Source organism: Streptomyces sp. NPDC088554 (assembly GCF_044752945.1).
Lineage (GTDB): Bacteria > Actinomycetota > Actinomycetes > Streptomycetales > Streptomycetaceae > Streptomyces.
Genome location: NZ_JBIVMF010000023.1, coordinates 77,970 through 91,755, shown reverse-complemented (window position 1 = coordinate 91,755; position 13,786 = coordinate 77,970). Strand labels below are relative to the sequence as shown.

Genomic DNA, 13,786 nt, shown 5'->3' with positions numbered 1-13,786 from the left:
CGCCCCGCTCCCGACCTCCCGGCCAGCGCCGGGGCCCGTCCAGAAAGGAACACCCCAGATGAAGGCCATACGTGTCGCGCTCGCCGGTACCGGTAACTGCGCGTGGAGCTTCAGCCAGTTCGCCGCCCAGGCGCAGGCCGCCCCCGAGGCGTCGCTGCCGGGCCTGATGTGCCCCACCGTCGGCGGCTACCGGCTCGCCGACGTGCGGGTGGTGGTGGCGTTCGACGTCGACGCCGACAAGGTCGGCCGCCCGCTGGCCGCCGCCTTCGAGGCGCCCGCCATCTCGGCCACCCGCTTCGCCGAGCTGGGCGCCGACCGGGACGCGCCCGTCCTGGCGGCGCCGCTGCTCGACGGCCTCGCCGGGCCGCTGAGCAGCGTGATCACGCCCGCCCGGGAAGTGCGCGACGCCACCGCCGAGGGCGTCGCGAAGGCCCTCGTCGAGCACGATGTGGACGTCCTGGTGATCGCCCTGCCCACCGGCGCCGCGCAGGCCGTACGCATGTTCGCCGAGGCCGCCCTCACCGCCGGCGCGGCTGTGGTCAACTGCACGCCCGAGGTGGTCGCCCGCGACGCGGAGCTCAGCTCCCGCTTCGCCGACTCGGGCGTACCGCTGCTCGGCGACGATCTGCGCAGCCACGTCGGCGCCACCACCCTGCACACCGCGCTCATCGAACTGCTCCTCAGCCGTGGCCTGGAGCTCGACACCACGTACCAGCTCAACGTCGGCGGCAACACCGACTTCCTGAACCTGGCCGACACCACCCGCTCCGCGACCAAGTTCACCTCCAAGGCCAACGCGCTGCGGGCCGCGGGTATGACCGACGTCCACGGGGTGGCCGGGCCGAGCGGCTTCATCGGGCACCTGGGCGACACCAAGCTGTGCTTCGCCAACGTACGGGCCCGGTCCGTCCTGGGCTCGGAGGTGCAGATCGACCTCAAGCTCACCGTCGAGGACAGCCCCAACGCCGCCGGCGTCATCGCCAACGCCGTCCGCGCCGCGAAGACCGCCGCCGACCGGGGCCTGTCCGGAGCCGTGCACGGGCCCGCCCCGATGCTCTTCAAGAGCCCGCCGAACGGTCTCCCCGAGTCGCAGGCGCGCGCCGCGTTCCTCGACTTCGCCTCCTGACCCGCACCACGGCCACCCCCTCCCCGCCACGAGAGAGACGGACCATGCTGTCGATTGAACGGCACCATCAGTCGGTCGAGGACCTGCCCTACGAACTGGTCGAGCGCAAGGGGGTGGGCCACCCCGACACCATGTGCGACGCCATCGCCGAGCGCATGTCCCGCTTCTACTCGCAGTACTGTCTGAGCCGGTTCGGCGGCGTCGCCCACCACTGGTTCGACAAGGTCACCCTGTACGGCGGCGGCGCCGACATCGACTACGGGCGGGGCGAGCTCACCGCGCCGTACCGGGTCAAGGTCTTCGGCAAGTGCGCCTTCCGCGTCGGGTCCGTCGAGATCCCCGTGCGGGACCTGATGTTCCGCGCCGCCTCGGAGGTCCTGTCTGAGGTCACCACCGGCTTCGACCCCGCCCGGCACCTGGTGGTCGAGCTGGGCGTCGTCGACCACCAGGGCTCCGGCCGCGGGGTCTCCCGCTACCAGCCGGCGAGCCCGGCGGACCTGGTGCGGCCGTACGCCGCCGGTCTGGTGTCCAACGACACCAACCTGCTGCACGGCTACGCCCCGCTGTCCCGTCTGGAGACCGCCGTACTGGGCCTGGAGAACCTGATCAACGGCCCCGACTTCAAACGGCGCCACCCGGACACCGGCTGGGACGTGAAGGTGTTCGGCAGCCGCCGCCGCGACACCTTCAGCCTCGTGGTCAACATGCCCTTCCTCGCCGCGCACATCGAGTCCATGGACCACTACCGGGCGCGCAAGGCCGTCGTACAGAAGGAGCTGGAGGAGTACACGCGGTCCCTCCTGGGCCCGGCCGACTTCACCATGCTGATGAACGCCACCGACCGCAACGGCCGCCCCTATCTCACCGCGCTCGGCTCCGTCGCCGACACCGGCGACGTCGGTGTCGTCGGCCGGGGCAACCGCGTCAACGGGCTGATCACCCCGATGCGGCCCATGAGCATCGAGGCGCCCGCGGGCAAGAACCCGCTGGACCACACCGGGAAGATCTACAACGTCATGGCGATGCGGCTCGCCCGCCAGGTGCACGAGCAGTGCGGCGGCCCCGCCCAGGTGCACATCTTCACCTCCAAGGAAGCCCCGCTGGAGCGGCCCGACGAGGTCGTCGTCACCGCGCCCGAGGCCGACGAGCAGACGGTACGCGCCCTCGTCGAGGCGGCCGTCGCCGGCTCCGGCGACCTGACGGCCGAACTCATCGAAAAGGGCATCACCCTGTGGTGACCGCCGCCGGGGCGCGCGCCCTGGCCGCCGCCGCCGGGCGGGCCGCCGAGCGACGGGACACCGGTCCCGCGCCCGTCGGCCCCCCGGAGACCGGCAGCCACTTCGCGGTCCTGGTCAAGCCCGAGGTGATGACGCCCGCGTACGCCGAGGACGCGCTCGCCACGGCCGTCGACGTCCTCACCGCCGACGGCGTCCGGGTGCTGCGGGCCGCGGTCCTGCCCGCCGCGGACTTCACCCGCCGCGGCCATCTGCTGCTGCACTACCCCCGGCTGCACCGGGTCGCCGCCGACGGCGCCCGGGCCCTGACCACCGCGGCCCGCCGCGCCCTGCTGGCCCTGCTGCCCGGCGCGGACGACGACGACGCGTTCGGCGCGTACGAGGCCACGACCCGCGAGGCGGGCCTCACGCCCGAGGCGCTGGAGGAGCGCTGCCGGTCCGGGGGCATCCACAAGCTGGGCTCGGGCTCCTACGCCTCGCTGGTCGAGGTCCACGGGCGGCCGGTCGCCGTCCTCAACGGCTTCCTGCCCGCCCTCACCGAGGGCTACCGCGCGCCGGGCGCCCAGGTCGGCCTGCTGGAGTGCCACAGCCCCCGCGAGATCGCCGCCCTGCGCGGTGATCTGCTCGGCGCGCTGCACCCCGGCGCGGCCGACCCCGCGTCGCTGCGCGGCTCCCTCGGCGCACTGGGCGGGCGGCACGGCATCGCGCTGTCCGAGGGCCGCAACGCGGTGCACCTGTCGGCCGGGCATCTGGAGGCGATGTTCCAGGTGTGGCGCTACTTCGGCGCCCCGGACCGGCGCGGCCCGGGGGACACCGCGTTCGGACGGACCCTGACCGCCGCCGGCGTACCGGAGACGGCGCTCGCGGCGCTCGCCGCCGACCCTGATCTCCCCGCCGACCCTGCTCTTCCCGTCGGCACAGCGGAGACCCTCTCCCCGCACGGCGCCACCGAGGGCCTCGCCCGGGACGCGGTCCTGGAGCGCGTACGGCACTGGACCACCCGACAGGCCGGGGACGGCCGCAAGGAGAAGCCATGACCACCGGCACCGGAGACACCATCCCCCGTGGCACCAGAAGGCTCACCGGCCGCACCGCCGTGGTGACCGGCGGCGCCCAGGGCATCGGCGCCGCCGTCGTGGAGCGGCTGTGCGCCGAGGGCTGCCAGGTCCTCGTGTACGACAAGAGCGCCGAGCACGGCGAGGCCGCCGTGGCCCGCTGGCGCGAGCAGGGCCACGCCGTGGCGCTCGCGGTGGGCGACGTCACCGACGGGGACGCCCTCGCGGCGGCCTTCACGGGCCTGCCCGACGGCTGGCCCGCGCCGACGCTCCTCGTGAACCTCGCGGCCGGTTTCGTGTTCAAGGGAATCGAGGCGACCGCGGCCGACTGGCACGCCGCCCTGGACCCCACCATCGTCGGACTGTCCCTGGCCACCCGGGAGTTCGTCGCCCATCTGCCGGACCGGGACGCGGACGCGGCGATCGTCAACATGGCGTCCATCTCCGCGCACATCGCGCAGAGCGGCTACCTCACCTACAACACCGGCAAGTCCGCGGTCCTCGGCTTCACCCGGTGCATGGCCCAGGACCTCGCGCCCCGTGGTGTCCGCGTCAACTCCGTGAGCCCCGGCACCGTATGGAACGCCAACAACGAGCGCCACCACCGCGAGGCCCTCGGCCTGGACCGGGCCGCGGCCGAGGCCGCCCCCGAGCACGGCGGGAAGTTCCTGCTGGGGCGGTTCGCCGACCCCGCCGAGGTCGCCGCCCCGATCGCGTTCCTGCTCTCCGGCGAGGCCAGCTTCGTCACCGGCGTCGATCTGCCCGTCGACGGCGGATATCTGGCGGTGTGAGCGTGATCGATCTGCACACCCAGCACGAGCGCTGCGGACACGCCACCGGCTCGTTGCGGGACTATGTCACCACGGCCCTGGAGATGGGCGTGCGCGTCCTGGGCCTGTCCGATCACACCCCGATGTTCGCCGCCGCCGAGGACCACGCCCTGCCCCGGGTGGCGATGCCCAAGTCGGAGTTCCCGGCGTACGTCGCCGAGGCCCTCGCCCTGAAGGAGGAGTTCGCGGGCCGCATCGAGGTCCTGGTCTCCGCCGAGGCCGACTATCTGGCCGGCGCGACCGAACCGTACGCGCGGGAGCTGGCCCGCTACCCCTTCGACTACGTCATCGGCTCCGTGCACATGTTCGAGGGCAAGGACATCTTCGACACCAGCCGCTGGGACGGTCTGGACGACGGCGAACTGCCCGCCGTCAAGGCGCGGTTCTTCCGTACCGTCGCGGACTGCGCGCGCACCGGTCTCTTCCACGTGATGGGCCATGTGGACGCGCTCAAGGGCAACCACCCCCGGCTGGGGACGGTGCCCGCGCCCGCCGCCGCCGACGAGATGCTCCGGGCGATCCGCGACTCCGGGGCCGTCCTGGAGGTCAACACCTCCGGCAACACCAAGCGGCACGGCGGCTGGTACCCCGAGACCGACATCCTGGAGCGCGCCCACCACTTCGGCGTCCCTGTCACCTTCGCCTCCGACGCCCATGTGCCCGAGCGCCTCTGCGACCAGTACGCCGACGTGGTCCGGGTGCTGCGCGGCATCGGCTTCCGGCAGTGGACGGTCTTCCGGTCCGGCCTGCCCCACGTCCTGCCGATGGAGTGACGGCCACCCCGTCCCGTACCCCGCCCGCGACACAGCCCGCCCCGGGAGGAGCGCCCATGCGCGTCACCGACACCACCACCGCACAACCCGCCGGAGCCGTCACCCGCCACCTACGGATACGCACCCACCATCCGCTGCGGCTGATCACCGCCTCCACCGGATCCGACGCCCTGGTGTCGGAGACCTTCTGGCCGCCGGGCATGCTGGGCGTCACGGCGGTGGACCGCGCGTCCCGGCCCGAGCTGACCGTCGTCGACCTGGTCCGCGAGCCCGCCGACATCGCCGCGCTCCTCGACGACGCCGCCGCCACCGGCACGGCCGGCGACTTCGAACTCACCCGTGGCTACCGCCAGCCCCGCCACGACGGCGCCACCTGGACCGTGTTCACCCTGCGCGACGTCAACGCCGACGAGGTGGCCGCCCTCGTCCGCAGCGAGGACCGCCTCACTCTGGTGCGGCCCCCGACCGGCCTCGGGGACCGGTGGCTCACCCGGATCGTCCGCGACATCGCCACCCGGATCGCCAAGGCGGAGGGCTCCCTCGTCCTGCACTCCTCCGCGTTCGTGCACGCGGGCGGCGCCTACCTCGTGATCGGCGACTCCGGCGCGGGCAAGTCCACCACGGCCGTCGCGCTCGCCCGGCTGCTGCCCGACGCGGGGTGGATGGGCAACGACCGCATGCACCTCGACCGGCACACCGACGGCTACGAGGTGACCGCCTGCCCGCTGCCGCTGGCGATCAACAAGGGCTCGCTCGACGTCATGGGCGTCACCGACTTCGCGTCCTGGCCGATCCGCGCGGGCCTCCCGGCGCCGGGGTCGGACTGGGACCAGCTGCACGGCGAGGACAAGCTCAAGCTCAGCTCCCAGGAGGTCCACCGGCACCTCGCCGTGCCGGTCGTGCCCCGCGCCGAACTCGCCGGGGTGATCCTCCCGTCCATCGACCTCACCGCCGACTACTCCTTCGCACCGGCCGACCCCGGTCACACCGCCGGGGTGGTCCGGCGCAACTGCTTCTCCCTGGACGACAACCTGTACGGCGAGGACTGGCTCGGCGTGCCCGTCCGGGACCGTACCGAGCCACCGTCCGTCGACGCGTTCCTCGGTCACCTCGCCAAGCTGCCCGTGCTGCGCTGTACGGTGACCGGCGCCGCCGACGTGGCCCGGCTCGCCGACGACTTCCGGGCGGCCGTCCGCAGATGACCGGCGCGGCGGTGCCCGGCGGCCCGCTCAGTGGCCGTCGGGCGCCGCCGTGTCCAGCTCCGCCGCCACCGCCGCCACCAGCGCGGCGTTGTCCGCGAAGCGGGCCCAGAACCGCCCGACCCAGCCCAGGTACCAGGGGCCGAGGTCGGCGCCGCGCCGCACCAGCAGGTCGACGTGGTCGCGCCGGGGCAGGAACCACAGCGCCCCGAGCCGGGCCAGGTCCACCGCCTGCCCGTACGGCACGCCGACCCGGCCGCGCAGCCGGCGCAGGAAGTCGCGGACGGCGGCCGGGTCCAGGACGAAGTCCCCGCGGCCCCGCCGGCACGACAGCCACAGCGCCTTGCCCGCGTCCGCGGGCCGCCGGGAGAAGCCGGTCTCGTCCCAGTCGATCACCGTCCAGCGGCCTGGCCCGGCCGTGATCAGGTTCCGGCCGTGCAGGTCCCCGTGGTGCACCACCAGGGAGTCCGCCCGGGTGAGCCGGGCCGCGCCGGCCAGCGCCGCCGGCAGCTGGGCGTCCACGGCGCGCGCCGGCACCGCCCACTCGCCGGTGAGGAGCGGCGCCACCCGGGCCCGCTCCCGCTCGGCGTCGCCCAGCCAGGCGGTGGCGTAGTCGCCGACCAGCCCGTCCTCGACCGCCGTGCCCCGTGCGCCCGTGGCCAGGGCCGCCAGGACGTCCATCACTTCGGGCAGCTGGGCGCGCGCGTCGTCGGACGGGGCGCCCGGCGCGTACGGCCGCACGACGACCAGCCGGTCCCGGCCGCCCGCGCGGACGGTGGCCAGGTCCAGCACCCGCGGGTACCAGGGCGCGCCCCGCAACAGGGCGTCGACCCGGCGGATCCGGGACGCCTCGACGGCGCCGGACCGTTCCGGGCAGTGCACCTTCACCGCGTAGGCCACCCCCGCCTCGACGAGCCGGTACGAGGCGTTGAGGCCACGGCCCGACAGCTCCTCGGCGGCCCCGGCCGCGACGCGTGCCGCGGCCTGCCGGGCATCCGGCGCGGCGGGCGCGCTCATGGCGTACGACGGCCGGCGGCGGGCCCGGTGTCCAGCCAGCCGGTGACCGAGGCGACCAGCTCGTCCAGCGGCCGGGAGCTGTCCTGGCGCAGCACCGGGCAGTCCAGCGTGGCCAGCCAGCGTTCGTCCTTGGCCTGGCGGCCGGGGGCGTCGCCGTTCTCGTAGCCCCGGGCCCACTCCATGAAGTCGTGGTGCGCGGCCTCCTGGCTGCCGCCCCGCCCGATGGTGTCCCCGTACCGTACGACCTCGCGGCTCATCAGCCGCCCCATGCGGGTGTCGGCGTCGATGGTGAGGAACACCACCGCGTCGACCTCGGCGATGACGGGGTCGCCCCAGCCCCGCAGCGTCCCGGAGAGCACCCACGCCTCGCGGGGCACGAACAGCGTCCGCATCAGCGCGAGCCGCTCCTCGACGGGCCGTTTGTGCTCGTAGGGAGGGGTGCTCGGCAGCCACAGGTAGTCGTCCACGTCGGCGTGCGGCACCGCCCAGAGGGTCGCCAGGGCCCGCCCCAGGGTGGTGCTGCCCGCTCCGCTCGGCCCGGTGACCAACAGCCGGTGCCCGGCCATGGGGCGCCTCCTCTTCCACAGTCCACGGTCGATCTTCACAGTCCACGGTCGATCCAACCACCCTACCCACACGGCGGGTTCGTCCCGGCACGGATGTACGGGGGTTACGCTCACCGCCATGCCGACCGCCCTGGTGACCGGAGTCTCCCGTGGTCTGGGAGCGCATGTGTGCCGCGCCCTGAAGTCCTCGGGCCACCGTGTGCTGGGCGTGGGCCTGGCCGCCGCGCCCGGCACCGGCGATCTCGACGGCTACCGGGTGGCCGACCTGCGCGCGCCGCTGCCCCCGGACCTGTTCGCCGGTGAGGAGGTCGACGTCCTGGTGCACAACGCCGGGGTGTACCTGGACGACCCGCGCCGTGGCTACGGCGACCTGTTCGCGCTGTCGGTGGCGGATCTGCGCGACACCTTCGAGGTCAACCTGTTCGGCGCCGCGCGGATGGTCCTGGAGTACGCCCCCCGCATGCTGGACCGCGGGTCGGGGCGCGTGGTGTGCGTGTCCTCGGGCATGGGCCGCCTCCAGGACGCCGACGGCGCGTCGTTCGCCTACCGCTCGTCCAAGCTGGCGCTGAACTCCCTGGTCCTGTCGGTGGCCCGGCACTTCGCCACGGGCACCGGCGACCTCGCCGCGTTCGCGTACTGTCCGGGCTGGATCCGTACCGGGATGGGCACCGACGAGGCGCCGCTCGACCCCGGCCCCGTCGCCGAGGACCTGGTCCGGCTGCTGGCCCGGCCCGCCGCCGAGGCCAACGGCCGGTTCTTCCGGGGCGGCGCGGAACTCGGCTGGGACGTCCGCGGCCCCTTCGTGGGCCCGGCCGAGGAGCCCGGCGAGGAGCCGCCCCGGAGGCCGGGCGCCGGGCGCGGGTGACGCCCGGCCGCGTACGGCAGCCGGCGTTCCGCCCAGCGGAATCGCCCCGGACAGACCCGGACCGCCTTGCCATGCTCGGTGGAGCGGTCCCGCGCGGCGTCGCGCCGCCCCCGTACGGGACCGGGTCGCCGCGCGACGCGGTGCGAACCGGCCCGTGGCACGGGCCCCACCCTGATCCGGAGGTGAGCCCGGCATGCGACCGACCGAAGCGCCACGCCCGTACCTCGTCCGCTCCCGCTTCGCGACCACCGGCCTGATGTGCGTACCGTCCGTCGCGGCGGAGATCGACCGACTGGCCCGCCCCTATCTGACGGTGGAGCCCGGCCTCGCCGGTCCGGGCGACTGGCAGGTGGGCGCGGGGCTGCCGGCCACCCCCGGGGCCGTGCCCGAGCCGGTCCGCGCGCTCGGCGAGCCCACCGTGGAGTACGCCGTCGACCATGCCGCGCGCCGCCTGTTCCACCTGGCCCCGGAGGGCCCGGCCTGGGCCTGCCAGTCGCTGCTGCGGGCCACCCGCGCGGTGCACCGCTCCGCCGCCGCCCGCGGCGGCATGCTCTTCCTGCACGCCGGGCTGGTCGAACTGAACGGCCTGGGCGTGGCCCTCGTCGGCGGCAGCCGCGCGGGCAAGACGTCGTTCGTGATGGCCGCCGTCCTCGACGGCCAAGGCGTCATGGTGTGCAACGACGACGTGAGCCTGTCGGCGGACGAGACCGGGCGCGGCGTACTCGGGGCGGGCTGGCCCCGGTCGGTGTCGGTGCGCCTGGACACCCTGGACCTGCTGTTCGGGCCGGAGCGGGCGCGGGCCGTCCAGGACGGTCTGACGCACCCGGCGAACGCGACACTGCCGAGCCTGCGCGCCTCCGGTGTCGAGCGGCACGGCACCGCGCTGATCTACCCCTGGGAGTACGCCGACCTGCTGAAGACGGAGATCGGGCGCTCCGCACGGGTGGACGCGCTGGTGCACCTGAGCCTGGCCGACGCCCCCGACGAGGCCGAACTGTCCGCCGTCGCGCCACGGGAGCGGGCCGCGCTGCTCGACCGGCATGTCCTGGACACGCCGAACAAGCACCTCAACATCTTCGGCCACGCGCCGGATCCGCGGATCCCTCTGCGCACCCGGGACGCGCTGACCGCCCTGCCCACCTTCCGCTTCCGGTACGTGTTCCGCGACGTACGCCGCGAGGTCGACCGGCTCGGCGCGCACCTGCGCGCCGCGCTCCCGGTGGTGTGAGGGCCGCGCGGGCCGCGGACCGGCCGCGCCCGGACGGGCCGACAGCCCACGAACGTACCGCCGACCGACCACTACCAGAGAGGGGCAGAGCGGACGTGCTCTCCTTCCGATCCCATATCTCCGCGGTCACCGCCATCGACGACTTCGACGAGCAGGACGTCCTCGCGCGCGTCCATCTGGCGCCGGACGACATCCTGCTGCTGTCCGGTTCCCTCGTGGACGGTTCCGGTACGCCCTCCTCCGACTTCGACTTCTGTGTGCTGGCCCGCGACAAGGACGAGCGCTTCCACCGCGACACGTTCCCCCGCGAGCGGCACATGCGGTACTACACCAGCGGTGACCGAGTGCGGGCGAGCTTCGACTACCTGTCGCGGAGCCTGCTCGGCGTGGACGTCGAGTACCGCACCGTGCGCGAGGTCACCGACATGCTGGCCGCCCACGCCGACCTGTACGCCTATCTGCGTACCCGGGCCCGCAAGTCCTCCGCGTTCGCGACCTCCGCGGTCGACTTCCGGCTGCTGTCGCGCCTCACCTACGGAGTGCCGCTGACCAACGCGCCCGCCTTCGAGGAGGTCGCCCGGCTGGTGCGGCCCGGCGAGGTCGCCTACACCGCGTTCCGTACCGCCGTGGGCAGTTACCCCGACTTCCGGGACCTGGCGGGCATGTGGGCGCAGGGCGACCACGAGTCCGCGCTGATCGCCGCCCGCAAGCTCGGCACCGACACCTTCCGGGGCCTGACCCACGTCCACGGCAACACCAACCGCAACCCCAAGTACCTGGCGCGGTTCCTGACCCGCCTGCCGCAGCGGCTGGCCCCCGTCACCGACCGGTTCCGGCATCTGAACGCCTACGGTGTCGCGGAGCCCGCCGCGGCGGCCGACGCGGTGCTGGAGTGGCTCGACCTCGTCGACCTGGCCTTCGCCGAGATCCGCCGGGTCCGTGACACCACCGAGGCGTTCGTGAGCGGCGCGGACTTCATGGACCTGCTCAAGGGCGAACTGCACCGGACGATGAGCTGGAACGCGGAGATCTCCAACGAGTACTGCTTCCGCGCCCGCGAGGCCACCGACGACGTACCGCCGCTGCGCGACCTGCTGACCGCGCTGACGCGGCGCCGCGCGGCCGGCCTCGGCCTGCCGCTGCGGGACTGGGCGGAGGGCCGCGCCGCGCCCGCCGGGGAGGACAACAAGTCCGCCTGACCTGCCGGCCGCGCATCCACCCGCCCCGGCCCTCCTCGCACGTCCCCTCCGTCCCAAGGGAGACAAGCTCGTGTGCCGCATCTACGGCTACCTCGGCGCCGACCCCGGCCGCGCCGCGATGGACCGCGCCCGCGACGCCCAGCTGTCGGGCGGTCCCGACCAGCAGGACCGGGTGTGCGGGGACGGGTGGGGGCTCGGCTGCAACCGCCTGTCGATCCAGGACCCGGCCCACGGCCGACAGCCGTTCACCAACGCCGACGGCTCCGTCGTCCTCGTCTTCAACGGCGAGATCTACAACTTCCGCGCGCTGCGCGACGAACTCGCCGCGCACGGTGTGAGCGTCGAGGGCGATTCCGACGGCTCGGTCCTGCTGCCCTTCTACGAGCTGTACGGCGAGGACTTCGTCGACCGGCTCGACGGCATGTACGCCATCGCCGTGGTCGACCTGCGCGCCGGACCGCGGCTGCGTCTGTGGTGCGATCCGCTCGCCGTCAAGAGCCTCTACTACCGGGTTACGGACGACGGCGTCGTCTTCGCGTCCGAGCTCGACGGCCTGACCGCGCTGTGCGGGCACACGCCTCCGCTCGACCCGGCGGCGGTGGACCACTACCTGAACTGGCAGTGCCTGCCCGCCGGTGCGACCTGGTACCGGGACGTGGCCACCCTGCGGCCCGGCGAACGCCTGGAGCACGACGGGCGGTACGCCGTCCGGCCCGCGGCGCGCGCCCCCGCTGCCGTGCCGCCCGACGCGGAGTGCGGACCCGAGGCCCTGCGCGCCCTGCTCGACCGGGAGACCGCCCGGATGTGCCGGCAGGAGTCACCGGTGGCCCTCCAGCTCTCCGGCGGCCTCGACTCCGCGGCCCTGGCGAGCCTGTTGTCCGCCCACCGGTCCGATGTCACCGGCTTCCACGTCACCCACGAGGGCACGCACGACACGGACGAGGAGCGGTACGCGCGCGCCGCCGCCGCGCACGCGGGCATCCCCCTGGAGGTCGTCGAGGTGCGCGAGGCGGAGGTGCCCGACCTGCTGCCCGCGATGGTGCGCGCGCTCGGCACGCCCAACGCGACCCCGCACGCCCTGAGCGCGTACGTACTGTTCCGGGAGATCTCCGCCGCCGGATTCCGCGTGTGCTTCGTCGGCGACGGCGCCGACGAACAGTTCGGCGGCTACCGCCGCTACAGCACCGCCCTGGCCGCCACCGACGGCACCTGGCCCGAACGCTATCTGGACCGCCTCTCCCTGGTCCCGCACGCCGAGTACCGGAGCCTCTGCTCCCCCGGCTACCGGGCCCTGCTCGACGAGGGCACCAGCAGCCGGCGGCAGGCCAGGGAGCTGCTGGACCGGGCCGCGGCCTCCCGCCTGGAGCGGTTGCTGACGTTCGACCGGCTGTACAAGCTGCCCGCGCTGAACCTGCGCAAGCTCGATCACCTGTCCATGGCCCACTCGGTCGAGGGCCGGGTGCCCTACTGCCAGCCGGCGGTCACCCGCTTCGCGCGCCGCGTCCCCGACCCGCTGAAGGTCGACGGCGACCGGCGCAAGGGCGTCCTCTGGGACGCGGGCGCGCCCCTGATCCCGGCTGCGGTGCGCCAACGCCGCAAGCAGCCCTTCACCTTCCCGGTCTCCCATTTCCTGCGCCCCGGCGGGAAGTTGTGGGAGTTCACGACCGATATCCTGACCCGGCCCCGCCTGTGCGCGGCCGGCTACCTGAGCGGGACGGCCGTCCGCGACGTCCTCTCCGCCCACGCCGCGGGCCACGACCGGGCGAAGCTCCTGTGGGGCCTGATGGTGCTCGAACTGTCCTTCCCCGGCCCGTCCGCCTGACGTCCTGCGGTACCGTCCGGCACACATGGGCCCGAACTCTCAGCGGAAAGGCACATCACGGTGCGCAACGTCTACGTCGTCACCCACCCGGAGGCGAGCCACCACGTCGACGGACTGGTCGGCGGCTGGTACGACTCCGAACTCACCGAGAACGGCCGCCGGGACGCCGCCGCCCTCGCCCGCGCACTGCGCGTGCGGATCCCCGAGGACGCCGATGTCGACGTGATCTCCTCCGACCTGCTCCGCACCCGCGGCACCGCCGAGGAGATCGCCGGACAGTTCGGCGTCACCCCGGTATGGGACCCGAGGCTCCGCGAGAAGTCGTACGGCGAGGCGGAGGGCCGCCCCCAGGAATGGCTGGACAAACGCTTCCTGCCGCCCCCGGCCACCGGGAACCGCATGGACCACCACGAGGGCGTCCAGGGCGCCGAGACGAAAACGGTGTTCGCCGAACGCGTCTACGCCGCCATGGACGACATCCTGCGCCTCGACAGCGAGCACCAGATCGTCGTCACCCACGGCTTCGCCCTGACCTTCGTGGTAGCCGCCTGGGCCCGCCTCCCCGTCGACGCACTGGGCTACGTCAACTTCCGCGCCCCGTCCGGCAGCGTCACCCACCTCCGGGAGGACGACTTCTTCCACAACCGCCAGATCGTCCACCTGGGCGACACCGGCCACCTGACCTCCTGACCGACCGGAACCCGCCCCGTCATGCGCGCCTACAGCGAACCGCTGGTACGCGCCCGCCACAAGGTTCCCGGACGGCGCCGGAGGGGAACGGGCGGGAAGCGCCCGTGCGGCGCTTCCCACTCTCGGCCCCTTTCACGCCCCGCGCGTGGTGGTACACCTCACCATCCGGATCTGGTCGTGA

At 73.9% G+C, this 13,786-nt stretch carries 13 protein-coding genes; 11 read left to right on the top strand and 2 right to left on the bottom strand.

Features of this window, described 5'->3' with window-relative positions; genetic code table 11:
- Positions 1-58 precede the first annotated feature (58 nt).
- The 6 genes from ACIP8W_RS24900 to ACIP8W_RS24875 are packed head-to-tail and all read left to right on the top strand — an operon-like array spanning position 59 to position 6,221.
- On the top strand, positions 59-1,126 hold the full coding sequence (locus ACIP8W_RS24900) for a hypothetical protein (protein ID WP_401949426.1): 1,068 nt from the start codon (positions 59-61) through the stop codon (positions 1,124-1,126).
- A 44-nt stretch (positions 1,127-1,170) separates the two neighbouring features.
- On the top strand, positions 1,171-2,364 hold the full coding sequence (locus tag ACIP8W_RS24895; protein ID WP_401949423.1) for a methionine adenosyltransferase: 1,194 nt from the start codon (positions 1,171-1,173) through the stop codon (positions 2,362-2,364).
- The gene (locus ACIP8W_RS24890; protein ID WP_401949421.1) at positions 2,361-3,398 is read left to right on the top strand and encodes a hypothetical protein; all 1,038 of its coding nucleotides are present in this window, start codon (positions 2,361-2,363) and stop codon (positions 3,396-3,398) included. Before ACIP8W_RS24895 ends, ACIP8W_RS24890 begins: the two co-directional genes overlap by 4 nt.
- A complete protein-coding gene (locus ACIP8W_RS24885; protein ID WP_401949418.1) occupies positions 3,395-4,207 on the top strand; it encodes an SDR family NAD(P)-dependent oxidoreductase in 813 nt (270 codons plus the stop codon). The genes ACIP8W_RS24890 and ACIP8W_RS24885 overlap by 4 nt, the downstream gene beginning before the upstream one ends.
- Entirely contained in the window at positions 4,204-5,019 is an 816-nt protein-coding gene (locus tag ACIP8W_RS24880; RefSeq protein WP_401949415.1) for a histidinol-phosphatase, read from the top strand. The genes ACIP8W_RS24885 and ACIP8W_RS24880 overlap by 4 nt, the downstream gene beginning before the upstream one ends.
- Positions 5,020-5,075: 56 nt before the next feature.
- The gene (locus ACIP8W_RS24875; protein WP_401949412.1) at positions 5,076-6,221 is read left to right on the top strand and encodes a hypothetical protein; all 1,146 of its coding nucleotides are present in this window, start codon (positions 5,076-5,078) and stop codon (positions 6,219-6,221) included.
- A gap of 27 nt (positions 6,222-6,248) precedes the next feature.
- Here ACIP8W_RS24875 and ACIP8W_RS24870 read toward each other — a convergent pair whose 3' ends face one another.
- Together ACIP8W_RS24870 and ACIP8W_RS24865 are read right to left on the bottom strand one after the other, a co-directional pair.
- Complete coding sequence (locus tag ACIP8W_RS24870) at positions 6,249-7,235, bottom strand: phosphotransferase (RefSeq protein WP_401949409.1); 987 nt, start codon at positions 7,233-7,235, stop codon at positions 6,249-6,251.
- Positions 7,232-7,801, bottom strand: coding sequence for a hypothetical protein (locus ACIP8W_RS24865; RefSeq protein WP_401949406.1), 570 nt, complete (start codon positions 7,799-7,801; stop codon positions 7,232-7,234). The genes ACIP8W_RS24870 and ACIP8W_RS24865 overlap by 4 nt, the downstream gene beginning before the upstream one ends.
- Before the next feature lie 118 nt (positions 7,802-7,919).
- Here ACIP8W_RS24865 and ACIP8W_RS24860 point away from each other — a divergent pair, with 118 nt between their 5' ends.
- The 5 genes from ACIP8W_RS24860 to ACIP8W_RS24840 all read left to right on the top strand — a co-directional run bounded on the left by ACIP8W_RS24860 (position 7,920) and on the right by ACIP8W_RS24840 (position 13,605).
- Positions 7,920-8,666 carry an SDR family NAD(P)-dependent oxidoreductase gene (locus ACIP8W_RS24860; protein WP_401949404.1) on the top strand — a complete coding sequence of 249 codons (747 nt, stop codon included), beginning with the start codon at positions 7,920-7,922 and terminating at the stop codon, positions 8,664-8,666.
- Positions 8,667-8,859: 193 nt separating this feature from the next.
- The gene (locus tag ACIP8W_RS24855; RefSeq protein WP_402204663.1) at positions 8,860-9,894 is read left to right on the top strand and encodes a hypothetical protein; all 1,035 of its coding nucleotides are present in this window, start codon (positions 8,860-8,862) and stop codon (positions 9,892-9,894) included.
- Between the two features lie 95 nt (positions 9,895-9,989).
- Positions 9,990-11,093 carry a hypothetical protein gene (locus ACIP8W_RS24850; protein ID WP_401949399.1) on the top strand — a complete coding sequence of 368 codons (1,104 nt, stop codon included), beginning with the start codon at positions 9,990-9,992 and terminating at the stop codon, positions 11,091-11,093.
- A gap of 70 nt (positions 11,094-11,163) precedes the next feature.
- Entirely contained in the window at positions 11,164-12,915 is a 1,752-nt protein-coding gene (gene asnB, locus ACIP8W_RS24845) for an asparagine synthase (glutamine-hydrolyzing) (protein WP_402204661.1), read from the top strand.
- 60 nt (positions 12,916-12,975) lie between these two features.
- Positions 12,976-13,605, top strand: a complete 630-nt coding sequence (locus tag ACIP8W_RS24840; protein WP_401949394.1) for a histidine phosphatase family protein — start codon at positions 12,976-12,978, stop codon at positions 13,603-13,605.
- Positions 13,606-13,786 lie beyond the last annotated feature (181 nt).

Excerpts from the sequence above, each read along its gene's own strand:
- ACIP8W_RS24885 (WP_401949418.1), top strand. The coding sequence starts at position 3,395 with ATGACCACCGGCACCGGAGACACCATCCCCCGTGGCACCAGAAGGCTC.
- ACIP8W_RS24865 (WP_401949406.1), bottom strand. The coding sequence starts at position 7,801 with ATGGCCGGGCACCGGCTGTTGGTCACCGGGCCGAGCGGAGCGGGCAGC.
- ACIP8W_RS24860 (WP_401949404.1), top strand. The coding sequence starts at position 7,920 with ATGCCGACCGCCCTGGTGACCGGAGTCTCCCGTGGTCTGGGAGCGCAT.
- ACIP8W_RS24855 (WP_402204663.1), top strand. The coding sequence starts at position 8,860 with ATGCGACCGACCGAAGCGCCACGCCCGTACCTCGTCCGCTCCCGCTTC.
- ACIP8W_RS24900 (WP_401949426.1), top strand. The coding sequence starts at position 59 with ATGAAGGCCATACGTGTCGCGCTCGCCGGTACCGGTAACTGCGCGTGG.
- ACIP8W_RS24895 (WP_401949423.1), top strand. The coding sequence starts at position 1,171 with ATGCTGTCGATTGAACGGCACCATCAGTCGGTCGAGGACCTGCCCTAC.
- ACIP8W_RS24870 (WP_401949409.1), bottom strand. The coding sequence starts at position 7,235 with ATGAGCGCGCCCGCCGCGCCGGATGCCCGGCAGGCCGCGGCACGCGTC.
- ACIP8W_RS24875 (WP_401949412.1), top strand. The coding sequence starts at position 5,076 with ATGCGCGTCACCGACACCACCACCGCACAACCCGCCGGAGCCGTCACC.